Here is a 16675-nt window from a genome sequence, read left to right as displayed (position 1 = left end):
CCTCCATTAATACCGTAGGTGGGTCACATCGCCCGCGGCGACGGCCTGCAGCTCGCCATTCGCGTGGTCCTCGACGATCAACCGTCCGTGCGTGTCGAGGGCGATTGCGGTGCCGATCAGGTCGGTCCCGCCGGGCAGCTCCACCCTCACCGGGGAGCCGAGTGTTCCGCACAGTTCGGTGACCTGCTCGAGCAGGCCGCTGGCCACGGCGTCCCCACCGGCGGCGGTGAACGCGCCCGCGAGGTCCCGCAGCTCGGTGAGGTAGCGCGCGAGCACGGCATCCGGGCTCGGGCTGCTGCCCGTGACCAGCAGGAGCGAGGTCGAGGTGAGGGTGGGCAGGTCGTGTTCGTCAAGGCTCAGGTTCAGGCCGGTCCCGATGATGAGGCCGCGGGCATCCGGCAGGAGTTCGGAGAGCACGCCGGACACCTTGTAGCCGTCGATGAGCACGTCGTTGGGCCATTTGAGGGTGACCTCGTGCCGGGGCGCGTCCTCGCCCGGCGCGTCGTAGGGCCGGGGCCGGGCGGCGCTGGCCTCGACGACGCCCCGCACGGCCCTGGTCATCGCCGCCCCGGCGAGCAGCGGGAACCAGCCGAGCTGGTCGGGCGGCAGGGGCTGGCCGTCGAGTGTCGTCGGGCGCAGGATCACCGAGATGGCGAGCGATTTGCCGGTCGGCGCGAGCCAGGTGCGGCCGAGCCGGCCGCGGCCGCGAGTCTGGTTGTCGGAGACGACCACCGACAGGTTGGGCCAGGCGGCGGCATCCGGCCCACTTGCGTGCCCGGCCATGACGTCGTTCGTCGAGCCGACCTCGGCCAGGTATTCCAGCCGCGGCGCGACCTTGCTGCTGAGCGGAAACTCCATGCGAACCTCTTCCCGGGGCTAACTCAGGCTATTCTGCCGAATCGGTGCCGAAAGACCGAGTTTCGGGCCCCAGTTCCCGGATTCTCCTGAGTTGACCCCGGGAGGGGAAGTGTTGGCCGCGGGAGGGGAAGGGGAACCGACCAGCGAAACGGGCGATCTTTGTGGAGAATCGTCAACGGGTGCCGCCACGGGCTGGCCGGTAGAGTGAACCGCGTGACTGAGAACTCGCCCGATTCGGGCCCCGACATGTACACGACCGCGGGAAAGCTCGCCGACCTCAAGGCGCGCTACCACGAGGCCGTGACCGCCAGCGGCGAGGCGGCCATCGAGAAGCAGCACTCCAAGGGCAAGATGACCGCCCGCGAGCGCGTCAACATGCTGCTCGACTCCGGCTCCTTCGTCGAGATCGACGAATTCGTGCGCCACCGCACCGTCGCCTTCGGCATGGAGAAGAAACGGCCCTACGGCGACGCCGTCGTCACCGGCACCGGCACCATCCACGGCCGCCAGGTCTGCGTCTACTCGCAGGACTTCACCATCTTCGGCGGCTCGCTCGGCGAGGTCGCCGGCGAGAAGATCATCAAGGTGATGGACCTCGCGCTGAAGACCGGCGTGCCGATCATCGGCATCCTCGATTCCGGCGGAGCGCGCATCCAGGAGGGCGTCGTCGCCCTCGGCAAGTACGGCGAGATCTTCCGGCGCAACACGGCGGCATCCGGCGTGATCCCGCAGATCTCGATCATCTGCGGCCCCGCCGCGGGCGGCGCGGTCTACTCCCCCGCCCTGACCGACTTCGTGATCATGGTCGACAAGACCAGCCAGATGTTCGTCACCGGCCCCGATGTGATCAAGACCGTCACCGGCGAGGATGTCGGCATGGAGGAGCTCGGCGGCGCGCTCACCCACAACACGGTGTCCGGCGTCTCGCACTACCTCGCCAGCGACGAGCCCGACGCCCTGGACTACGCGCGAACCCTGCTCAGCTTCCTGCCGGACAACAACCTGGCCGAGCTGCCGGTGTTCGACAGCGAGGCCGAGCTGGAGATCACCGACGCCGACCACAAGCTCAACACGATCATTCCCGACTCGCCGAACCAGCCGTACGACGTGAAGACGGTCATCGAGAGCCTCGTCGACCACGGCGACTTCCTCGAGACCCAGCCGCTGTTCGCGCCGAACATCGTCGTCGGCTTCGCCCGGATCGACGGCCGCTCGGTCGGCATCGTGGCCAACCAGCCGCTCGCCATGGCCGGAACCCTGAACATCCAGGCCGGCGAGAAGTCGGCCCGGTTCGTCCGGTTCTGCGACGCCTTCTCGATCCCGATCCTCACCCTCGTCGATGTGCCCGGCTTCCTGCCCGGCACCGACCAGGAATGGACCGGCGTCATCCGCCGCGGCGCGAAGCTGCTCTACGCCTACGCCGAGGCGACCGTTCCGCTGGTGACCGTCATCCTCCGGAAGGCCTACGGCGGCGCGTACATCGTGATGGGGTCCAAGCAGCTCGGCGCGGACATCAACCTCGCCTGGCCGACCGCGGAGATCGCGGTCATGGGCGGCCAGGGCGCCGTCAATATCCTCTACCGTGCCGAGATCAAGAAGGCGGAGGCCGCGAACGAGGATGTCGCCGCCGTGCGCACGCGCCTGGCCAACGAGTACACGTACAACGTGGCCAGCCCGTTCCTGGCGGCCGAGCGCGGCGAGCTGGACGGCGTCATCGAGCCGGCCGCGACCCGGGTCGCGATCACGAAGGCCCTGCGCGCGCTGCGCACCAAGCGGGCCAGCCTGCCGCCCAAGAAGCACGGGAACATTCCGCTGTAGCGGCGCCATGACTGCCTCAACGAATTCAGCCGATTTCGATCCGTCGGAGCTCGCCTTCGTGACCCGTCGGGTCACCGACGCCGAGGCATCTGCGGTGACCGCCGTGCTGCGCGGCGTGCTGCAGGAGGAGTCCGACGGCATCCGAGCGGCCCCAGAGCGCGGGCAGAGCGCCTGGCAGGTCAGCCAGCGCGGCATCCGCGGCCCGATGACGCCCGGCCACGGCCGCTGGCGCGGCTTCTCGGCCTGAGGCCGCCGCCGCGCACCCTCTCGGGGCCGCGCGGTAGACGCGGAATGTCCCCTAAAGTGCCGACTGTGCGGGGGCTCGCCGCTCCTCCAGGATGAGTATTGCCCGGTGCGCCTCTCGCAGGCACACCACCAACCGCTCGGCGACTAGGGTAAGTAACCGATTCGGCTGGGGGCTCGTCAGGGTGGCATTCGGGTTGTCGCTCTGGCCCAGAATGCGAAAGGGGACCAACCTCACGGCTGGTCCTCTTTCGCATTCCTCATCGCGCATTTATCGTCGCGCCGAACTGTGAGTTTGGCACCTTCCCGGGCGCCCGGGAGGTGCCAAACTCACAGTTCGGCGAAGGTCAGCGGCGCTGCGCGCGCGGGTCGGGCTGAGCGCGCGGGATTTCGAGCCAGAGGTAGACTTCCTCGCCGGGCGTGTCCTGGCCAAGCGCGCTGACGCTCGGGTCGGCGCTGCTCGGGTCTGCGCCGCTCAGGCCGACCACGGTGACCGCGGTGTCCGAGCCGTTCGCCGAGGTGCGAGCGATGATCTTGTCGGCCGTGGTGCCGCCGATCGCGTCCGCGAGCCGGTTGAGCACGCCGTCCAGTTCGCTCCCGCGGAGGTCGTCAATGGTGCCCTCGTCGAGCAGTGTGACGACCGCGCCGCGCCGCCTGGCGGCCATGACGTTCTGGCGCACGGCGTCATTGAGCAGCTTGCGGCCACGGATTTCATCGCGGACGGCAGCCTCCAGGTATCGGCATTCCTGCCGTTCCGCTTCGCTCAGTGCGCCGCCGACCTCGACGATCCGGCGCAACATCGGTGCCGCCAGTCGGATGGTGTGGGCGAGCCGAACCTGCCGTTCGTCGAGGTGAGCCTCCTGCGCTGCCTGCCACTCCGTCGCTTCGCGTTCCGCGAGGGCGTACTGCCGGGCGTCGCGGCCGGCTTTGGCGAGCGCCCGCGAGGTGAGGATTGCGACGACCACCCAGACCGCGCTCCCGATGACTCCCATTGACGCCAGGGCACCCGGGCCTGCCCAGACGATGGTGTGCACCATCAGGAAGATCACTCCGACGAGGGACGGGCCCTGCTGCTTCCGGGTGGCCGTGATCGTCATAAGCGTGCCGACGGCGGCCACGTACCAGGTAGCGTACCCGTTAGCCGAGGACGAGCCATCCAGCTGGCTGCCCACGAGCAGCGGCAGGGAGGCGCAGACCGCGACATTGAAGAGCGCCAGCCAGAGCGGCATCCGCACCGGGCCTGATGGCCACAGGCTCAGTGTGGTCGCGACGACGTACAGACCGATCGCGACGATCGCCGGGGCGGGGTGGTCCGCCACGCCCAGCGAATAGATGCCGAGCACGACGTGGTAGGCCGAGAACAGGGCGGCCAGTCCAACGACGAGCCCTCGGGGGACGGTGATCATGCCGTCGGCCCCGCGTCGGTCGGTGCGGCATCCGCGAGGGGGAGCAGCGGAAGCTCCTCGGGCGGGACCAGCCCGACCAGGGGGTCGGCCGCCCCCGCCGGCCGCGGCCAGTCAATGACGATCCTGGTCCCCCGGCCGACGCCCGTGCGTACGACGACCGAGCCCCCGGCACTCGTGACGCGCTCCTGGATCGAGACGCGCAGGCCGAGGCGCTCGCCCGGCACCAGCGCGGGGTCGAACCCGACACCGGTGTCGGCGATCTCGATGGTGCATCCGCCCCGCGCGTTGGGGCCCATCGTGAGCGTCCGGGCAACGGCTGCCCCGGCCGTCCCGGCGTGCTCAAGACTGTTCACCATCGCCTGGACGCTCGCCGAATACAGGGCTTCGGCCGCGTGAACGGGCACCGTCGCCGCGCGCAGGTCCTGCTCCGTCACGACGAACGAGCTGGCGATCGCGGCCGCCGCATCCCGGATGCGCCGACTGAGGACATCGAACGGGATCACCGTCTCGTCGCTCACGGACGCCGAACCGGCTTCCTCCAGGCGGTCGAGCGAGTTCCGGGCCATCACCGCGGCCAGGCGGGCCGCCGTCGCGTTGCGGGCCCCCGCGGCGGACAGGAGGGTGGCGAGCACGGTGTCGTGCACGATCGAGTCGACCTCGACCCGTTCACTCTCGGTGGCGTGCTGGCGCACCGCGAGGGCGTACCGGTCGAGCGCATTCAGCTGCGCGGCATCCACCGCCGCCGCGGCCTGGCGAAGCATGGCGATGATGATCAGCACGACCAGGCCCAGCAGCATCGCGTACACCGCGTCGAGCGAAGCGAGCAGGCCGTCTGCGCCGCCGCCGGAGGGCGTCACCCGCAGGACGCCGTACAGGACCGGGATCGCCAGCGTGTACCCGGCCGCCCAGAACAGCGGGAAAGCGATCGCGGCGCACGAGGTGGCGACGGTGCAGAGGAACCAGAGCCAGGGCACCCCGTCGAGGACCTGCTCGGGATCGCGCATCAGGAACGGCCAGGCCATGAGGGCCAGCAGGTAGATCATGGCGACGGAGCCGGTGGCGGTCTTGATGCCCACCTTGAACGTCGTAGCGAGCACGACGAAGCCGAGGGCCACAGCGAGGATCACGGGCCCGATCACGCCCACCGCCGGCAGGCGAACCTGAAGCTGTTCGATCATGACCGGCAGCGCCTGCAGGGCGAAGACCACGCCGACCCCGGCCACCGACCGGGAGACAACCGTTTCGATCTGAGCGCGGCTGATCGGCTTGCGCGGTTGCCTGGCCTTGCCGAGAAGTTCCACCTCGAGCGGGTCCGCGCCGAAGGCCACTGACCGGACCGTGCCGCCGTCGCCTGGGGACGGCGCGGGCCTAGGCGCGCGCATCCCCGCCATCCGGGTCGAGCCCGGGGAGGATGCCGTCTTCCACGGCGCGCCGGAGCAGGTCCACCTTGGTGGGGGCCGGCCGGCCGACCTCGATGTACTTCACCCGGATGCGGTCGAGGTACTCGCGGGCGGTCGAATGCGCGATGCCGAGCTGCATGGCAACCATCTTGAGCGGGAGGCCGGAGGCGTACAGGTGCAGGACATCCCGTTCGCGGCGGCCAAGCTGTGCCTTGGCGAAATCGCTGTCGGCGTCGATGGCCGTGGCCCACTCGAGGTTGTTGAGCACATCGCCGCGCGCCACGGTGGCGACGGCGGCCATGACCGTCGCGGTCGCGGACGATTTCGGGATGACCCCGGCCGCGCCGGCGGCGAGCGCCTCACGCACGAGGGCGACCCGGTCCGCGATGCTGTGCACGAGCACCGACGAACCCGTGCTCTGGGCGAGTCGCACATTCTCGGTCACGACCGAACCATCGCCGAGGGAGAGGTCGAGCACGATCACGTCGCAGGTGCGGTCGCCCAGGCCCTCGACGAAGTCGCGGGCGGAGGCGGCCGTGTGGATGACCTCGTAGCCCACGTTCTCACAGGCCGCCTTGAGTCCCAGCCGAACCGATTCGTGGTCGTCGATGATGCCGACCCGGACGGCCGTGCTTCCCGGTATCGGGGCTGTGGCTTCTGGTGTTATCTGGGTCACGTGAGTGGTGTCCTTTGTTTCGGTGTCCGGGCTAAGGATATCTATCTGGAGAGCACTGCGACGGATTCAACATGGTGGGTGTTGGGAAACAGGTCGAAGGCGCGCAGAGCGCGGAGCTCGTAGCCGTGGCCGGCGAAGAGGGCGACGTCGCGGGCCAGGGCCACCGGGTCGCAGGCCACGTAGACGATCCGGCGCGGTCCGAGCGCTCCGAGCTGGTCGACGACGGCCTTGCCCGCGCCGGCCCGGGGAGGGTCGAGCACGACGGTGGCCGCCTGCTGCCGGCCGCTCTCCAGCGCGCCCGCGTCACGCACGATGCCCTGCAGGTACCGGTCGACCCGGTCGGTCTGCGCGCGGGCGCCGATCCAGTCGCTGAGGTTCTCGGCCGCGAAATCGGTCGCCTGCGGGTCGCTCTCGACCGAGGTGATGCGCACGTCGGAGCCGAAACGGTCCCCTACGGCCGCGGCGAGCAGCCCGACTCCGCCGTACAGGTCGAGGTTCGACGCGCGCGGATCGAAGTCGGCCTCGTCGATGCTGTCCTGCACGGCCCGGTACAGGGTCTCCGCCGCACGGGAGTGGACCTGCCAGAAGCCCGCCGCGTCGAGACGGAACTCGCGGTCGCCCACGACCTCGCGAATGACCTTGCGCGGGGTCGGCATGCGCTTGCCCCTGGCATCCTTCTCGGCGACGAGCACCTGCACGTCGCCGACGCTCGGGGCGACGACGTCGACGGATGCGGCCCCCGGGAAGCGGGTGTCGAGCGGCGCGGCCGCCTCCACGGACCGTTCCGCCAGGGGAAGGTCGCCCACGGCGATCACCCGGTGCGACCTCGCCGCGTACGGGCCGATCGACCCGTCGTCGGCAACGTGCAGGCGGATGCGCGTGCGCCAGCCGGTGCCGTCCATCGCGTCACCGGGCGACGCGTTGCGGCCGACCGGGACAGCTTCGACGGTGACATCCGACTCGACGCCCGCCATGCGCTGGAGGGCGTCGGCGAGCACCTGCCGCTTGAGTTCGCGCTGGAATCCGAGCGCGATGTGCCCGAACTCGGCTCCGCCGGCGCGGTCCTCGGGGGCGCGCTCGATCGCGGCGGCCGACCACACGTGCGGCTGGCGCTCCGGCGCAGCACTCAGCACCGCGATGGTCTCCGCCCGCCAGAAGCTCTTCTTGTTGGCGTCGGTCAGCCGCGCCCGGACTCGTTCGCCGGGCAGGGTGTCGCTCACGAACACCACGCGCCCCTCGTGCCGGGCGACGAAGATTCCGCCGTGAGCTACGTTGGTGACGTCGAGTTCGAGCTCGGTGCCCACCTCGGGTACCTGACCGCTCGAATCCGCCTGAATGTTATTGCTCGAAACCATTCATTGAGCATCCCACACCCCTCGACATTGCACGAAGGACCCCATGCGCCTCTACCTCGCCTCGACCTCGCCGGCGCGACTCACGCTGCTGCGTTCGGCCGGGATCGAACCGGTGACGCTGGCCCCCGACGTCGACGAGCACGCGGTCGCTGCGGAGGCAGCCCGGGTGCAGGGAGCCCCGCTGACCCCGCACCACGTGGTGGAGCTGCTGGCCCGGGCCAAGGCCGAGGCCGTGTCGCGGGCCGGGAACGCGGCGGACGCGGCGGCGCCCATCGACGGCCTCATCCTGGGCGGGGACTCCGTCTTCGTGATCGACGGGGTCATCTACGGCAAACCGCACACGCCGGAAAAGGCCCGTGAGCGCTGGCACAACCAGCGCGGCCGCACGGGGCAGCTGTATTCGGGCCACTGGCTGATCGAGCAACTGGGCGGCGCGCCCGGGCGGGCGGTCGGCGCGGTCGCCGTCGCCGACGTCACCTTCGCCGACGACATCGGCGACGATGAACTCGACGCGTACATCGCCACCGGCGAGCCCCTCTTCGTGGCGGGCGCCTTCACGATCGACAGCCTCGGCGGGCCGTTCATCACCCGCATTTCCGGCGACCCATCGACGGTCGTCGGGCTGTCCCTGCCGACGCTGCGCCGGCTGGTTTCGGGTCTCGGATACTCGTGGCCGAGCCTGTGGAACCGCACCGGGGCCCTCTGAACGCTCGGGCAATCGTTGTAGGGATCCGCACTCCTTACCGGCACCTTTTTGTATGACGGAACCAAAGCCCGGCTCACCGCGCCGCCTAAGCTAGGTCACTGTGTCGCTTATAACGAAGGTCCTCATCGCCAACCGGGGCGAGATCGCCGTCCGGGTGATCCGCGCCGCGAAGGACAGCGGCATCCTCTCCGTCGCCGTCTACGCCGACCAGGATCGCGACGCCCTGCACGCGCGGCTCGCCGACGAGGCGTACGGCCTCGAGGGGACCACCAGCGCCGAAACCTACCTCGTGATCGAGAAGATCCTCTCCATTGCCCGCCGCTCCGGCGCCGACGCGGTGCACCCCGGCTACGGCTTCCTCGCCGAAAACGCCGCCTTCGCCCGCGCCGTCATCGACGCCGGCCTGATCTGGATCGGCCCGTCGGCCGCGGCGATCGAGAAGCTCGGCGACAAGGTGTCCGCCCGGCACGTGGCCGAGAAGGTGCACGCCCCGATGGCCCCGGGCACCCTCAATCCGGTCGTCGACGCATCCGAGGTGCTCGACTTCGTCGACGTGCATGGGCTGCCCGTCGCGATCAAGGCCGCCTTCGGTGGCGGCGGACGCGGCCTCAAGGTCGCCCGCACCCGTGAAGAAATCCCCGAACTCTTCGATTCGGCCACGCGCGAGGCCGTGGCCGCGTTCGGGCGGGGTGAATGCTTCGTCGAGAAGTACCTGGACAAGCCCCGCCACGTGGAGACCCAGTGCCTCGCCGACATGCACGGCAACGTGGTCGTCGTCTCCACCCGGGACTGCTCGCTCCAGCGGCGCCACCAGAAGCTGGTCGAAGAAGCGCCGGCTCCGTTCCTCACCGAGGCGCAGACCACCGAGATGTACCGCGCCTCGAAGGCCATCCTCGCCGAGGTCGGCTACGTGGGCGCCGGAACCTGCGAGTTCCTGATCGGCCAGGACGGCACAGTCTCGTTCCTCGAGGTCAACACCCGCCTGCAGGTCGAGCACCCCGTCTCCGAGGAGGTCACCGGCATCGACCTCGTCCGCGAGCAGTTCCGGATGGCGGAGGGTGGAGAGCTCACCTACGGTGACCCGGTCGCCGTCGGGCACTCCTTCGAATTCCGGATCAATGGCGAGGATGCCGGCCGCGGCTTCATGCCGGCACCGGGCCCCGTGCACGTCTTCAAGCCCGCCGGCGGCCCCGGCGTGCGCGTCGACAGCGGCGTGCAGGCGGGCGACGAAATCTCGGGGTCGTTCGACTCCCTGCTCGCCAAGCTCATCGTCACCGGCGCCACCCGCGAAGAGGCCCTCGAGCGCTCCCGGCGCGCCCTGGATGAGTTCGAAGTGGCCGGGCTGCCGACCGTGCTGCCGTTCCACCGTGCGATCGTGCGCGACCCCGCGTTCGCCCCGGCCGGCGGCGCACCGTTCTCGGTGTACACCCGGTGGATCGAAACCGAGTTCGAGAACACCATCGAACCGTGGAGCGGCACCCTGGAGGAGACCGCCGGACCGCAGAAGCGGCACAGCGTGGTAGTCGAGGTCGAGGGCAGGCGCATCGAAGTGTCCCTCCCCACGCGTCTGCTGCCCGGCGGCGCGGCCCAGGCCACCGGCGGCCCGGCCCCCCGCCGTCGCGCGGGCGCCCACGCCATCGACACGGCCACCGGCGACGCCGTCAAGTCGCCCATGCAGGCCACCATCGTGAAGATGCTCGTGGCCGTGGGAGACGCCGTCGTCAAGGGTGACCTGCTGCTGGTGCTCGAGGCGATGAAGATGGAGCAGCCGCTGATGGCGCACAAGGACGGCGTGATCGGCAGCATTGGCGCCGAGGTCGGGACGACCGTGTCATCCGGCCACCTTCTGCTCACCGTCCTCGACGCTGCGTGACGCGCAGCGTCACGAAAGGCGGCAGCCCCTCATCCGGCAGCCCCCTGAACTCGAACGCTTAACGCGCGCCGACAATCCCTTCCGCGAGTCTGCACTCGTGCGCGTTATGAGCGTGTTTTAGCGCGCACAACTGCGGTTTCGCGGGGTATCGAGGGGCGTTAGAGGACGACGTGCATGGCGCGGGCGGCATCCGTGATCGAGCCGGTGAGCGACGGGTAGACCGGGAACGCCTGCGCGACGTCGTCGACGGTGAGCCGGTGCTCGACCGCGAGGGCGAGCGGGAAGATCAGCTCGCTGGCCTTGGGGGCCACGATCACGCCGCCGATCACGGTGCCGCTGCCGGTGCGGGCGAACAGCTTCACGAAGCCGTCCTTGATGCCCATCATCTTGGCGCGGGGGTTCGAGGCGAGCGGCAGCTTGTAGATGTCGCCCTGCATGAGCCCCTCCTCGATCTGCTTCTGCGACCAGCCGACGGTCGCGATCTCCGGCTGGGTGAAGATGTTCGCGGCCACGTTGCGGATCTCGATCGGGTTGACCGCGTCGCCCATCGCGTGGAAGACGGCCGTGCGGCCCATCATCGACGCGACGGATGCCAGCGGCAGCTCGGTCGTGCAGTCCCCGGCCGCGTAGACGTTCGGCATCGACGTGCGGGCGACCCGGTTGACCCGGATGTGGCCGGAGTCGGCCAGCTGCACGCCCGCCTCCTCCAGGCCGATCCCGGCGGTGTTCGGCACGGAGCCGACCGCGATCAGGCAGTGGCTGCCCTCGACCGTGCGGCCGTCGGACAGGGTGGCGACGACGCCGCCGGCCGTGCGCTCGACCGAGGACGCGCGTGACTTGGACAGCACGACCATGCCGTTGCGCTTGAACACGTTCTCGATCACGTGCGCGGCGTCGGCGTCCTCGCCGGGCAGCACCTGGTCGCGGCTGGAGATGAGGGTGACCTTCGCGCCGAGGGCGCGGTAGGCGGAGGCGAACTCGGCGCCGGTGACGCCGGACCCGACGACGATCAGGTGCTCCGGCACGGCGCGCAGGTTGTAGAGCTGGGTCCAGGTGAGGATGCGTTCGCCGTCCGGCAGCGCCGACGGCAGGATGCGCGGGCTCGCGCCGACCGACACGACGATGGTGTCTGCGTCGATCCGGTCGAAGTCGGTGCCCGATTCGCCGTCCGCCGTGGACACGATGACGCCGCTGGTGCCGTCGAGCCGGCCGTGGCCCTGCACGAGGCGCACGCCGGCGTGCATGAGCGTGGCCTTCATGTCTTCGGACTGCTGCCGTGCCATCGCCAGAAGACGCTTGTTGACCGCGGTCAGGTTGATCGCAACCTCCGGCCGGGACGGCTTGCCGGTGTCCCCGCGCACGAAGAACTGCACCCCGAGGTCGGTGGCTTCGCCGATGGAGTTGGAGGCCTCGGCCGTGGCGATCAGGGACTTGGACGGCACGACATCCGTGAGCACTGCGGATCCGCCGACACCGACTCGCTCGACCAGGGTGACATCGGCTCCCTGCTGGGCGCCGGCAAGAGCCGCCTCGTAGCCGCCGGGCCCTCCGCCGAGTACGGCGATGCGTTGCTTGCGTTCAAACTCGTAGGCCATTGCTCTATTCTCTCGCTCCACGGCACCCCTCGCCAAACCGCGCCCTCGTCGGAACGCCACACCGCCCACATGTGAGCAATATGTCCGTCGAATTCGACAGGCAATTAGAGTGGTGGGATGCTCACGACCCCGACCAACCCGCTTGACCTGCCCGATGCCGATCCCTTTGAGATCGCCCGGATCGCCGCCGCGGAAATCGCCCGCATCACCGGGGTCGACCGGCACGACGTCGCCCTCACCCTCGGCAGCGGCTGGGGCAGCGCCGCCGGCCTGATCGGCGAGACCACGCACACGATTCCCGCGCAGGAGATCACCGGGTTCGGCGCCCCCGCGCTGGAAGGGCACGGCGGCATGCTCCGCTCGGTGCTGCTCCCGAGCGGCAAGCGCGCGCTGGTGATCGGCGCGCGCACGCACTACTACGAGGGCCACGGCGTGCGCCGGGTCGTGCACAGCGTGCGCACGGCCGCCGCCACCGGGGCGACCACGATGATCCTGACCAACGGGGCCGGCGGCATCCGCGAGACCTGGAAGCCGGGCACAGCCGTGCTGATCAGCGACCACATCAACCTCACCGCGGATTCGCCGCTCGAGGGAGCGACCTTCGTCGACCTGACCGACCTGTACTCGAGCCGGCTGCGCGACCTGGCCCGCACCATCGAACCGACCCTCGACGAGGGCGTGTACTGCCAGTTCCGCGGCCCGCACTACGAGACGCCCGCGGAGGTGCAGATGGCGAAGGTCATCGGCGGCCACATCGTCGGGATGTCGACCGCGCTCGAAGCGATTGCCGCCCGGCAGTCCGGCATGGAGATCCTCGGCATGTCCCTGATCACGAACCTCGCCGCCGGCATCCAGAAGGAACCGCTCAGCCACACCGAGGTGCTCGAGGCCGGCCGCGACGCCGAACCCGTGATCAGCGCCCTCCTCGCCCGGATCGTGGCCGCCCTGTGAGCCCGGAGAACGGCGCCGGGCCCGACGCGCGCGGGCGGCACTCCGCACCGACTGCCGCGGATGCCGCCGATCCGGTCATCGCAGCGGCCCGGGCGTGGCTCGGCCAGGATCCCGACCCCGAAACCCAGGGCGAACTCCGCCCGCTCGTCTCGTCGGCGGCCGCCGGCGACCCCGAGGCCCTCGCCGAACTGCATTCCCGCTTCGACGAACGGCTCGCCTTCGGCACCGCCGGGCTGCGCGGTGCGATCGCGGCCGGCTCGAACCGGATGAACCGCGTGCTCGTCGCCCAGGCCGCCGCCGGCCTCGCCGCGTTCCTGGTCGCCCGCGCCCCGGAAGGCACCGTCCCCTCGGTCGTCGTGGGCTACGACGGACGCAAGAAGTCCTCCGTGTTCGCCACCGACACGGCGGCGCTGATGGCGGGAGCCGGGGTGCGCGCCATCCTGCTCCCCCGTTTGCTGCCGACCCCGGTGCTCGCCTTCGCCGTGCGGCACCTCGGCGCCAGCGCGGGCGTCATGGTGACGGCCTCGCACAACCCGCCCAACGACAACGGCTACAAGGTCTACCTCGGCGGGGAGAACGAGGGCTCGCAGATCGTGTCCCCCGACGACGCGGGCATCGCCGCCGAAATCCTGCGCGTGGCCGCCGAGCGCCTCGTGCCGGAGCTGCCCCGGGCCGCCTACGAGACCGCCCCCGAGTCGGTCGTGCAGGCTTACATCGAGGCGACCGCGAGCCTGGCGCCGCCGCCGCGCGCCCAGGTCAACGCCGTCTACACGGCCCTGCACGGCGTCGGCTGGGACACCACCCGCCGGGTGCTCGAGGCCGCCGGCTTCGACCTGCCGACCCTCGTCGACGCGCAGATCGCCCCGGATGCCGCGTTCCCCACCGTCGCCTTCCCGAACCCCGAGGAACCGGGTGCGATGGACCTCTCCTACGCCACCGCCCGGGAGGCCGGCGCCGAGCTGATCATCGCCAACGACCCCGACGCCGACCGTCTCGCCATCGCCATCCCCGACGCCGACTCCCCGGACGGCTACCGCCGCCTGAGCGGCAACGAGGTGGGCGCGATCCTGGGCTGGCGCGCGGCCGAGATCGCCGCGAACTCGCCGGAGGGCCCCACCGGGACCCTGGCCTGCTCGATCGTGTCGTCCCCGGCGCTGGCCTCCGTCGCCACGGCGTACGGCCTCGATTTCGTCGAGACCCTCACCGGGTTCAAGTGGGTTTCCCGCGCCCCGGCGCTGATCTTCGGCTACGAAGAGGCCCTCGGCTACCTCGTGAACCCCGCCGTGGTGCGCGACAAGGACGGCATCTCCGCCGCGCTCGCGTTCCTCGCCCTGGCCGACGAGCTCAAGGCGGACGGCCTCACCGTCGCCGACCACCTCGACCGGTTCAGCGAGCGGTTCGGGCACTTCGCCTCCGGCCAGATCTCGGTGCGGGTCACCGACGTCGCGGAGATCGACCGGGTGATGGCGCGGCTGCGCGCGAATCCCCCCGAACTCGTGGGCAGCATCCGGGTCGATTCCATCGACGACCTCAGCCAGGGCGTCGGCGGGCTCCCGCCCAGTGACGTGCTGCGGATCCGCCTCGCCGACGGGTCCCGGGTGATGGTGCGCCCGAGCGGCACCGAACCCAAGCTCAAGGTCTACCTCGACACGCGCTCCTCGATCGGCACGGTGCCCGAGCGCAAGGCCGCCGCTGAGGCCACCCTCGCCGACCTCGACCGCGGCATGCGCGCCCTGATCGCCTAGCGTTCGGCAGGCCCGGGGCGCTGCCATACTGGCGGCATGAGCACTCCGGGGGGAACGGCGCGGTACGTCGGTGAGGCGTGGCTCGGGTTCGTCGCGCTGGTCACGGCCACCCTTGGTCTCTGGCTCCGCCTGGGCCCGGCTGCGGAACTCGGCCGGGCGCTCCTGGGCAACGCTCTCGGCAACGGCGTCGCGCCCACACTGCTCCTGATCGCCCTCGCCGGCTGGGGCGTGCGGTCACGCCGCGTTCCGGCCGGCAGCGCCGCCGTCGCCGTGGCGCTCGGCCTGGCGGCGTTCACGGCCGGGGCCCTCGCGACGGCCGCCTGGGCGGTCGGCTTCGACCTGGCGGACGCCGGGCTCCCGTCCACCCCGTTCGCCGATCTGTTCCTCGTCTTCCTCGGCACGAGCTGGCTGCTCGGCGCGGCCTCGGCCTTCGTGGCCCTCGATGTTTTGTTCCGCCGCACGACACTCCCCCGCCCCCGCCGGATCGGCCTGGCCGGCCTGCTGGCCGTGTTCGCCGCGCCGGCCATCGGGCTGTCGTTCGTCGCGCCGGTCACCCCCGTGCTGGCGAGCATCGCGGTCACCGTGCTCGTGCTCCTTGCCGGCGCGCCCGGCGCCTCCCGTGCGAGCGCCAGGCCCGAGGGCGCCGGGGACGGCGGCGGGGAGAGCGCCGGCGGGGATGCGGCGCCCGGGGCGCATTCCCCGGTCGGCCGCGCCCCGGCGGCGCTGGCCTGGCTCAGCGCCGGGCTCGGCGCGGGCGCCGTGGCCTTCGCTCTGTCCGGCAGGCACTGGCCGTGGCTCGGGCGCGGCCTCGACGGCACAACGGCAATGGGCTGGGGCATAGCGGCGGGACTCGTCGGCGCGCTGCCGCTCCTGCTCGCCCTGGCGCTCGTGGCGCACCGGCGCCGAACGAGGCACGCGCCGCGGTGGGCCGCCTGGGCTCCGGCCGCGCTGCTGGCCGGCGCGCTCCTGGCCGAGGCCACGTTCTCCGTCGACACCGTGCTGACTGCCGGCGCGGGCTCAGCCGTGGGCTGGTTTCTCGCCGCCATCGGCCTGCTCCTCTACGGGCTGGCGATCGCGGTGGGCGCGTTCGCCCGGCTGCCGCTGGCCGGACCGGGCCGGGCCGCCACCGCGGCACTGATCGGCCTCGGCCTGACCGTGCTCACCGGCGCGGCTCTGCTCCTCGTCGCCTTCGCGTCTCCGGTGCTCGCCGTTGTGCTCGCAGCCGTCGTGTTCCCTCGCCTCAATCGGCCCAGGCGGGCCCTCGGCCCGGCGGCTCCGGGCATCGCCTGAACTAGCCCAGGGCCGCTTCCAGCTTCGCGGTGAGCTCGTCCAGGTCGAAGTAGTTGTCGATCACGATGACGTCGGCGTTGGTCTTGCCGATCGCGTGCACGAGCTCCGGCGAGGTGAGGATGACCTGCGCGTCCGAGCCGGCCGCCTGCACGCCGGCGACGTCGGTGGCCGTCACGTCGGCGTCGATGTCGAGCCGTTCCAGCGCGCGTTCGGCGTTGACCTTGAGAATGGCGGATGTTCCGATTCCGACACCGCACATGACGACGATTTTCATTCCGGTTCCTTCGCGGAGTCGGTCATTCCGAGCAGGGAACGGATGGCCTCGGCATCCGTCGCCGCCGCGATCGCGGGGATCACCTGCGGATCGTTGAACACATTGGCGAGTTGGGCGACGACATGCAGGTGCTCGTCGCCGTTCCTCACGGCCAGGCCGACGATGACGCCGACCGGGTCGTTGTGCGGATGCCCGAACGCGACAGGTTCGGCCAGGGTGACGATGCTCAGGCCTTCGGTGACCACATCGGGCCCCGGCCGGGCGTGGGCCAGGGCCAGCCCGGGCGCGATCACGACGTAGGCACCGAATTCGTCGATGACGCGGATCATCCGTTCGGTGTAGCCGGCCTCGGTGGCGCCGGAGCGCTGCAGCGCGTCTCCCGCCGCGGTCACTGCGGCACGCCAGGTATCGGCATGCACGCCGATCTCGATCGCGTCGAGGGGAAGGGGCAGGAGCGTCATCGTGTCACGGTTCGCGCGGGCTCG

15 protein-coding genes are annotated in these 16675 nt (G+C 70.8%); 7 read left to right on the top strand and 8 right to left on the bottom strand.

All coding sequences use genetic code 11. From position 1 onward, the window contains the following. Positions 1–6: 6 nt before the first annotated feature. Positions 7–858, bottom strand: coding sequence for a biotin--[acetyl-CoA-carboxylase] ligase (locus E3T54_RS14690; protein ID WP_134476336.1), 852 nt, complete (start codon positions 856–858; stop codon positions 7–9). 246 nt (positions 859–1104) lie between these two features. Between E3T54_RS14690 and E3T54_RS14685 the strand changes: the two genes are divergently transcribed. Together E3T54_RS14685 and E3T54_RS14680 are read left to right on the top strand one after the other, a co-directional pair. After that, positions 1105–2676, top strand: coding sequence for an acyl-CoA carboxylase subunit beta (locus tag E3T54_RS14685; protein WP_134476548.1), 1572 nt, complete (start codon positions 1105–1107; stop codon positions 2674–2676). A 7-nt stretch (positions 2677–2683) separates the two neighbouring features. Further along, positions 2684–2923 carry an acyl-CoA carboxylase epsilon subunit gene (locus tag E3T54_RS14680; RefSeq protein ID WP_092323164.1) on the top strand — a complete coding sequence of 80 codons (240 nt, stop codon included), beginning with the start codon at positions 2684–2686 and terminating at the stop codon, positions 2921–2923. Positions 2924–3266: 343 nt separating this feature from the next. Here E3T54_RS14680 and E3T54_RS14675 read toward each other — a convergent pair whose 3' ends face one another. The 4 genes from E3T54_RS14675 to E3T54_RS14660 are packed head-to-tail and all read right to left on the bottom strand — an operon-like array spanning position 3267 to position 7756. After that, entirely contained in the window at positions 3267–4325 is a 1059-nt protein-coding gene (locus E3T54_RS14675) for a hypothetical protein (protein ID WP_134476335.1), read from the bottom strand. Further along, positions 4322–5653, bottom strand: a complete 1332-nt coding sequence (locus E3T54_RS14670; protein WP_134476334.1) for a sensor histidine kinase — start codon at positions 5651–5653, stop codon at positions 4322–4324. The genes E3T54_RS14675 and E3T54_RS14670 overlap by 4 nt, the downstream gene beginning before the upstream one ends. A 40-nt stretch (positions 5654–5693) precedes the next feature. Beyond that, positions 5694–6392 (bottom strand): response regulator, encoded by a 699-nt coding sequence (locus E3T54_RS14665; RefSeq protein ID WP_370255637.1) that lies wholly within the window; start codon positions 6390–6392, stop codon positions 5694–5696. A 50-nt stretch (positions 6393–6442) separates the two neighbouring features. Further along, positions 6443–7756 (bottom strand): class I SAM-dependent RNA methyltransferase, encoded by a 1314-nt coding sequence (locus E3T54_RS14660; RefSeq protein WP_134476332.1) that lies wholly within the window; start codon positions 7754–7756, stop codon positions 6443–6445. 43 nt (positions 7757–7799) lie between these two features. Between E3T54_RS14660 and E3T54_RS14655 the strand changes: the two genes are divergently transcribed. Both E3T54_RS14655 and E3T54_RS14650 read left to right on the top strand, forming a co-directional pair. Next, positions 7800–8462 carry a nucleoside triphosphate pyrophosphatase gene (locus E3T54_RS14655; protein WP_134476331.1) on the top strand — a complete coding sequence of 221 codons (663 nt, stop codon included), beginning with the start codon at positions 7800–7802 and terminating at the stop codon, positions 8460–8462. A gap of 100 nt (positions 8463–8562) precedes the next feature. Then, entirely contained in the window at positions 8563–10335 is a 1773-nt protein-coding gene (locus tag E3T54_RS14650) for a biotin carboxylase N-terminal domain-containing protein (RefSeq protein WP_134476330.1), read from the top strand. Positions 10336–10493: 158 nt separating this feature from the next. Here E3T54_RS14650 and E3T54_RS14645 read toward each other — a convergent pair whose 3' ends face one another. Then, positions 10494–11930: an NAD(P)H-quinone dehydrogenase gene (locus E3T54_RS14645; RefSeq protein WP_134476329.1), complete on the bottom strand. Its 1437-nt coding sequence runs from the start codon at positions 11928–11930 to the stop codon at positions 10494–10496. Positions 11931–12047: 117 nt separating this feature from the next. On the opposite strand from E3T54_RS14645, the gene E3T54_RS14640 reads away from it, so the two are divergent. The 3 genes from E3T54_RS14640 (at position 12048) to E3T54_RS14630 (ending at position 15916) form a co-directional block, all read left to right on the top strand. Next, positions 12048–12881 (top strand): purine-nucleoside phosphorylase, encoded by an 834-nt coding sequence (locus tag E3T54_RS14640; protein WP_134476328.1) that lies wholly within the window; start codon positions 12048–12050, stop codon positions 12879–12881. A 77-nt stretch (positions 12882–12958) separates the two neighbouring features. Further along, positions 12959–14626, top strand: a complete 1668-nt coding sequence (locus E3T54_RS14635; RefSeq protein ID WP_241977270.1) for a phospho-sugar mutase — start codon at positions 12959–12961, stop codon at positions 14624–14626. 36 nt (positions 14627–14662) lie between these two features. Next, on the top strand, positions 14663–15916 hold the full coding sequence (locus E3T54_RS14630; protein WP_134476326.1) for a hypothetical protein: 1254 nt from the start codon (positions 14663–14665) through the stop codon (positions 15914–15916). A 1-nt stretch (position 15917) separates the two neighbouring features. Here E3T54_RS14630 and E3T54_RS14625 read toward each other — a convergent pair whose 3' ends face one another. Further along, on the bottom strand, positions 15918–16190 hold the full coding sequence (locus E3T54_RS14625; protein ID WP_092323182.1) for a PTS sugar transporter subunit IIB: 273 nt from the start codon (positions 16188–16190) through the stop codon (positions 15918–15920). Next, positions 16187–16651, bottom strand: coding sequence for a PTS sugar transporter subunit IIA (locus tag E3T54_RS14620; RefSeq protein WP_134476325.1), 465 nt, complete (start codon positions 16649–16651; stop codon positions 16187–16189). The genes E3T54_RS14625 and E3T54_RS14620 overlap by 4 nt, the downstream gene beginning before the upstream one ends. Between the last annotated feature and the right edge of the window lie 24 nt (positions 16652–16675).

This window comes from Cryobacterium sp. Sr8 (assembly GCF_004403225.1).
GTDB lineage: Bacteria > Actinomycetota > Actinomycetes > Actinomycetales > Microbacteriaceae > Cryobacterium > Cryobacterium psychrotolerans.
Note: the sequence above shows the minus strand (reverse complement) of the source record. Positions and strands in the feature narration are given on the sequence as shown.

Excerpts from the sequence above, each read along its gene's own strand:
- E3T54_RS14645 (WP_134476329.1), bottom strand. The coding sequence starts at position 11,930 with ATGGCCTACGAGTTTGAACGCAAGCAACGCATCGCCGTACTCGGCGGA.
- E3T54_RS14675 (WP_134476335.1), bottom strand. The coding sequence starts at position 4,325 with ATGATCACCGTCCCCCGAGGGCTCGTCGTTGGACTGGCCGCCCTGTTC.
- E3T54_RS14620 (WP_134476325.1), bottom strand. The coding sequence starts at position 16,651 with ATGACGCTCCTGCCCCTTCCCCTCGACGCGATCGAGATCGGCGTGCAT.
- E3T54_RS14660 (WP_134476332.1), bottom strand. The coding sequence starts at position 7,756 with ATGGTTTCGAGCAATAACATTCAGGCGGATTCGAGCGGTCAGGTACCC.
- E3T54_RS14625 (WP_092323182.1), bottom strand. The coding sequence starts at position 16,190 with ATGAAAATCGTCGTCATGTGCGGTGTCGGAATCGGAACATCCGCCATT.
- E3T54_RS14680 (WP_092323164.1), top strand. The coding sequence starts at position 2,684 with ATGACTGCCTCAACGAATTCAGCCGATTTCGATCCGTCGGAGCTCGCC.
- E3T54_RS14630 (WP_134476326.1), top strand. The coding sequence starts at position 14,663 with ATGAGCACTCCGGGGGGAACGGCGCGGTACGTCGGTGAGGCGTGGCTC.
- E3T54_RS14690 (WP_134476336.1), bottom strand. The coding sequence starts at position 858 with ATGGAGTTTCCGCTCAGCAGCAAGGTCGCGCCGCGGCTGGAATACCTG.
- E3T54_RS14640 (WP_134476328.1), top strand. The coding sequence starts at position 12,048 with ATGCTCACGACCCCGACCAACCCGCTTGACCTGCCCGATGCCGATCCC.
- E3T54_RS14655 (WP_134476331.1), top strand. The coding sequence starts at position 7,800 with ATGCGCCTCTACCTCGCCTCGACCTCGCCGGCGCGACTCACGCTGCTG.
- E3T54_RS14685 (WP_134476548.1), top strand. The coding sequence starts at position 1,105 with ATGTACACGACCGCGGGAAAGCTCGCCGACCTCAAGGCGCGCTACCAC.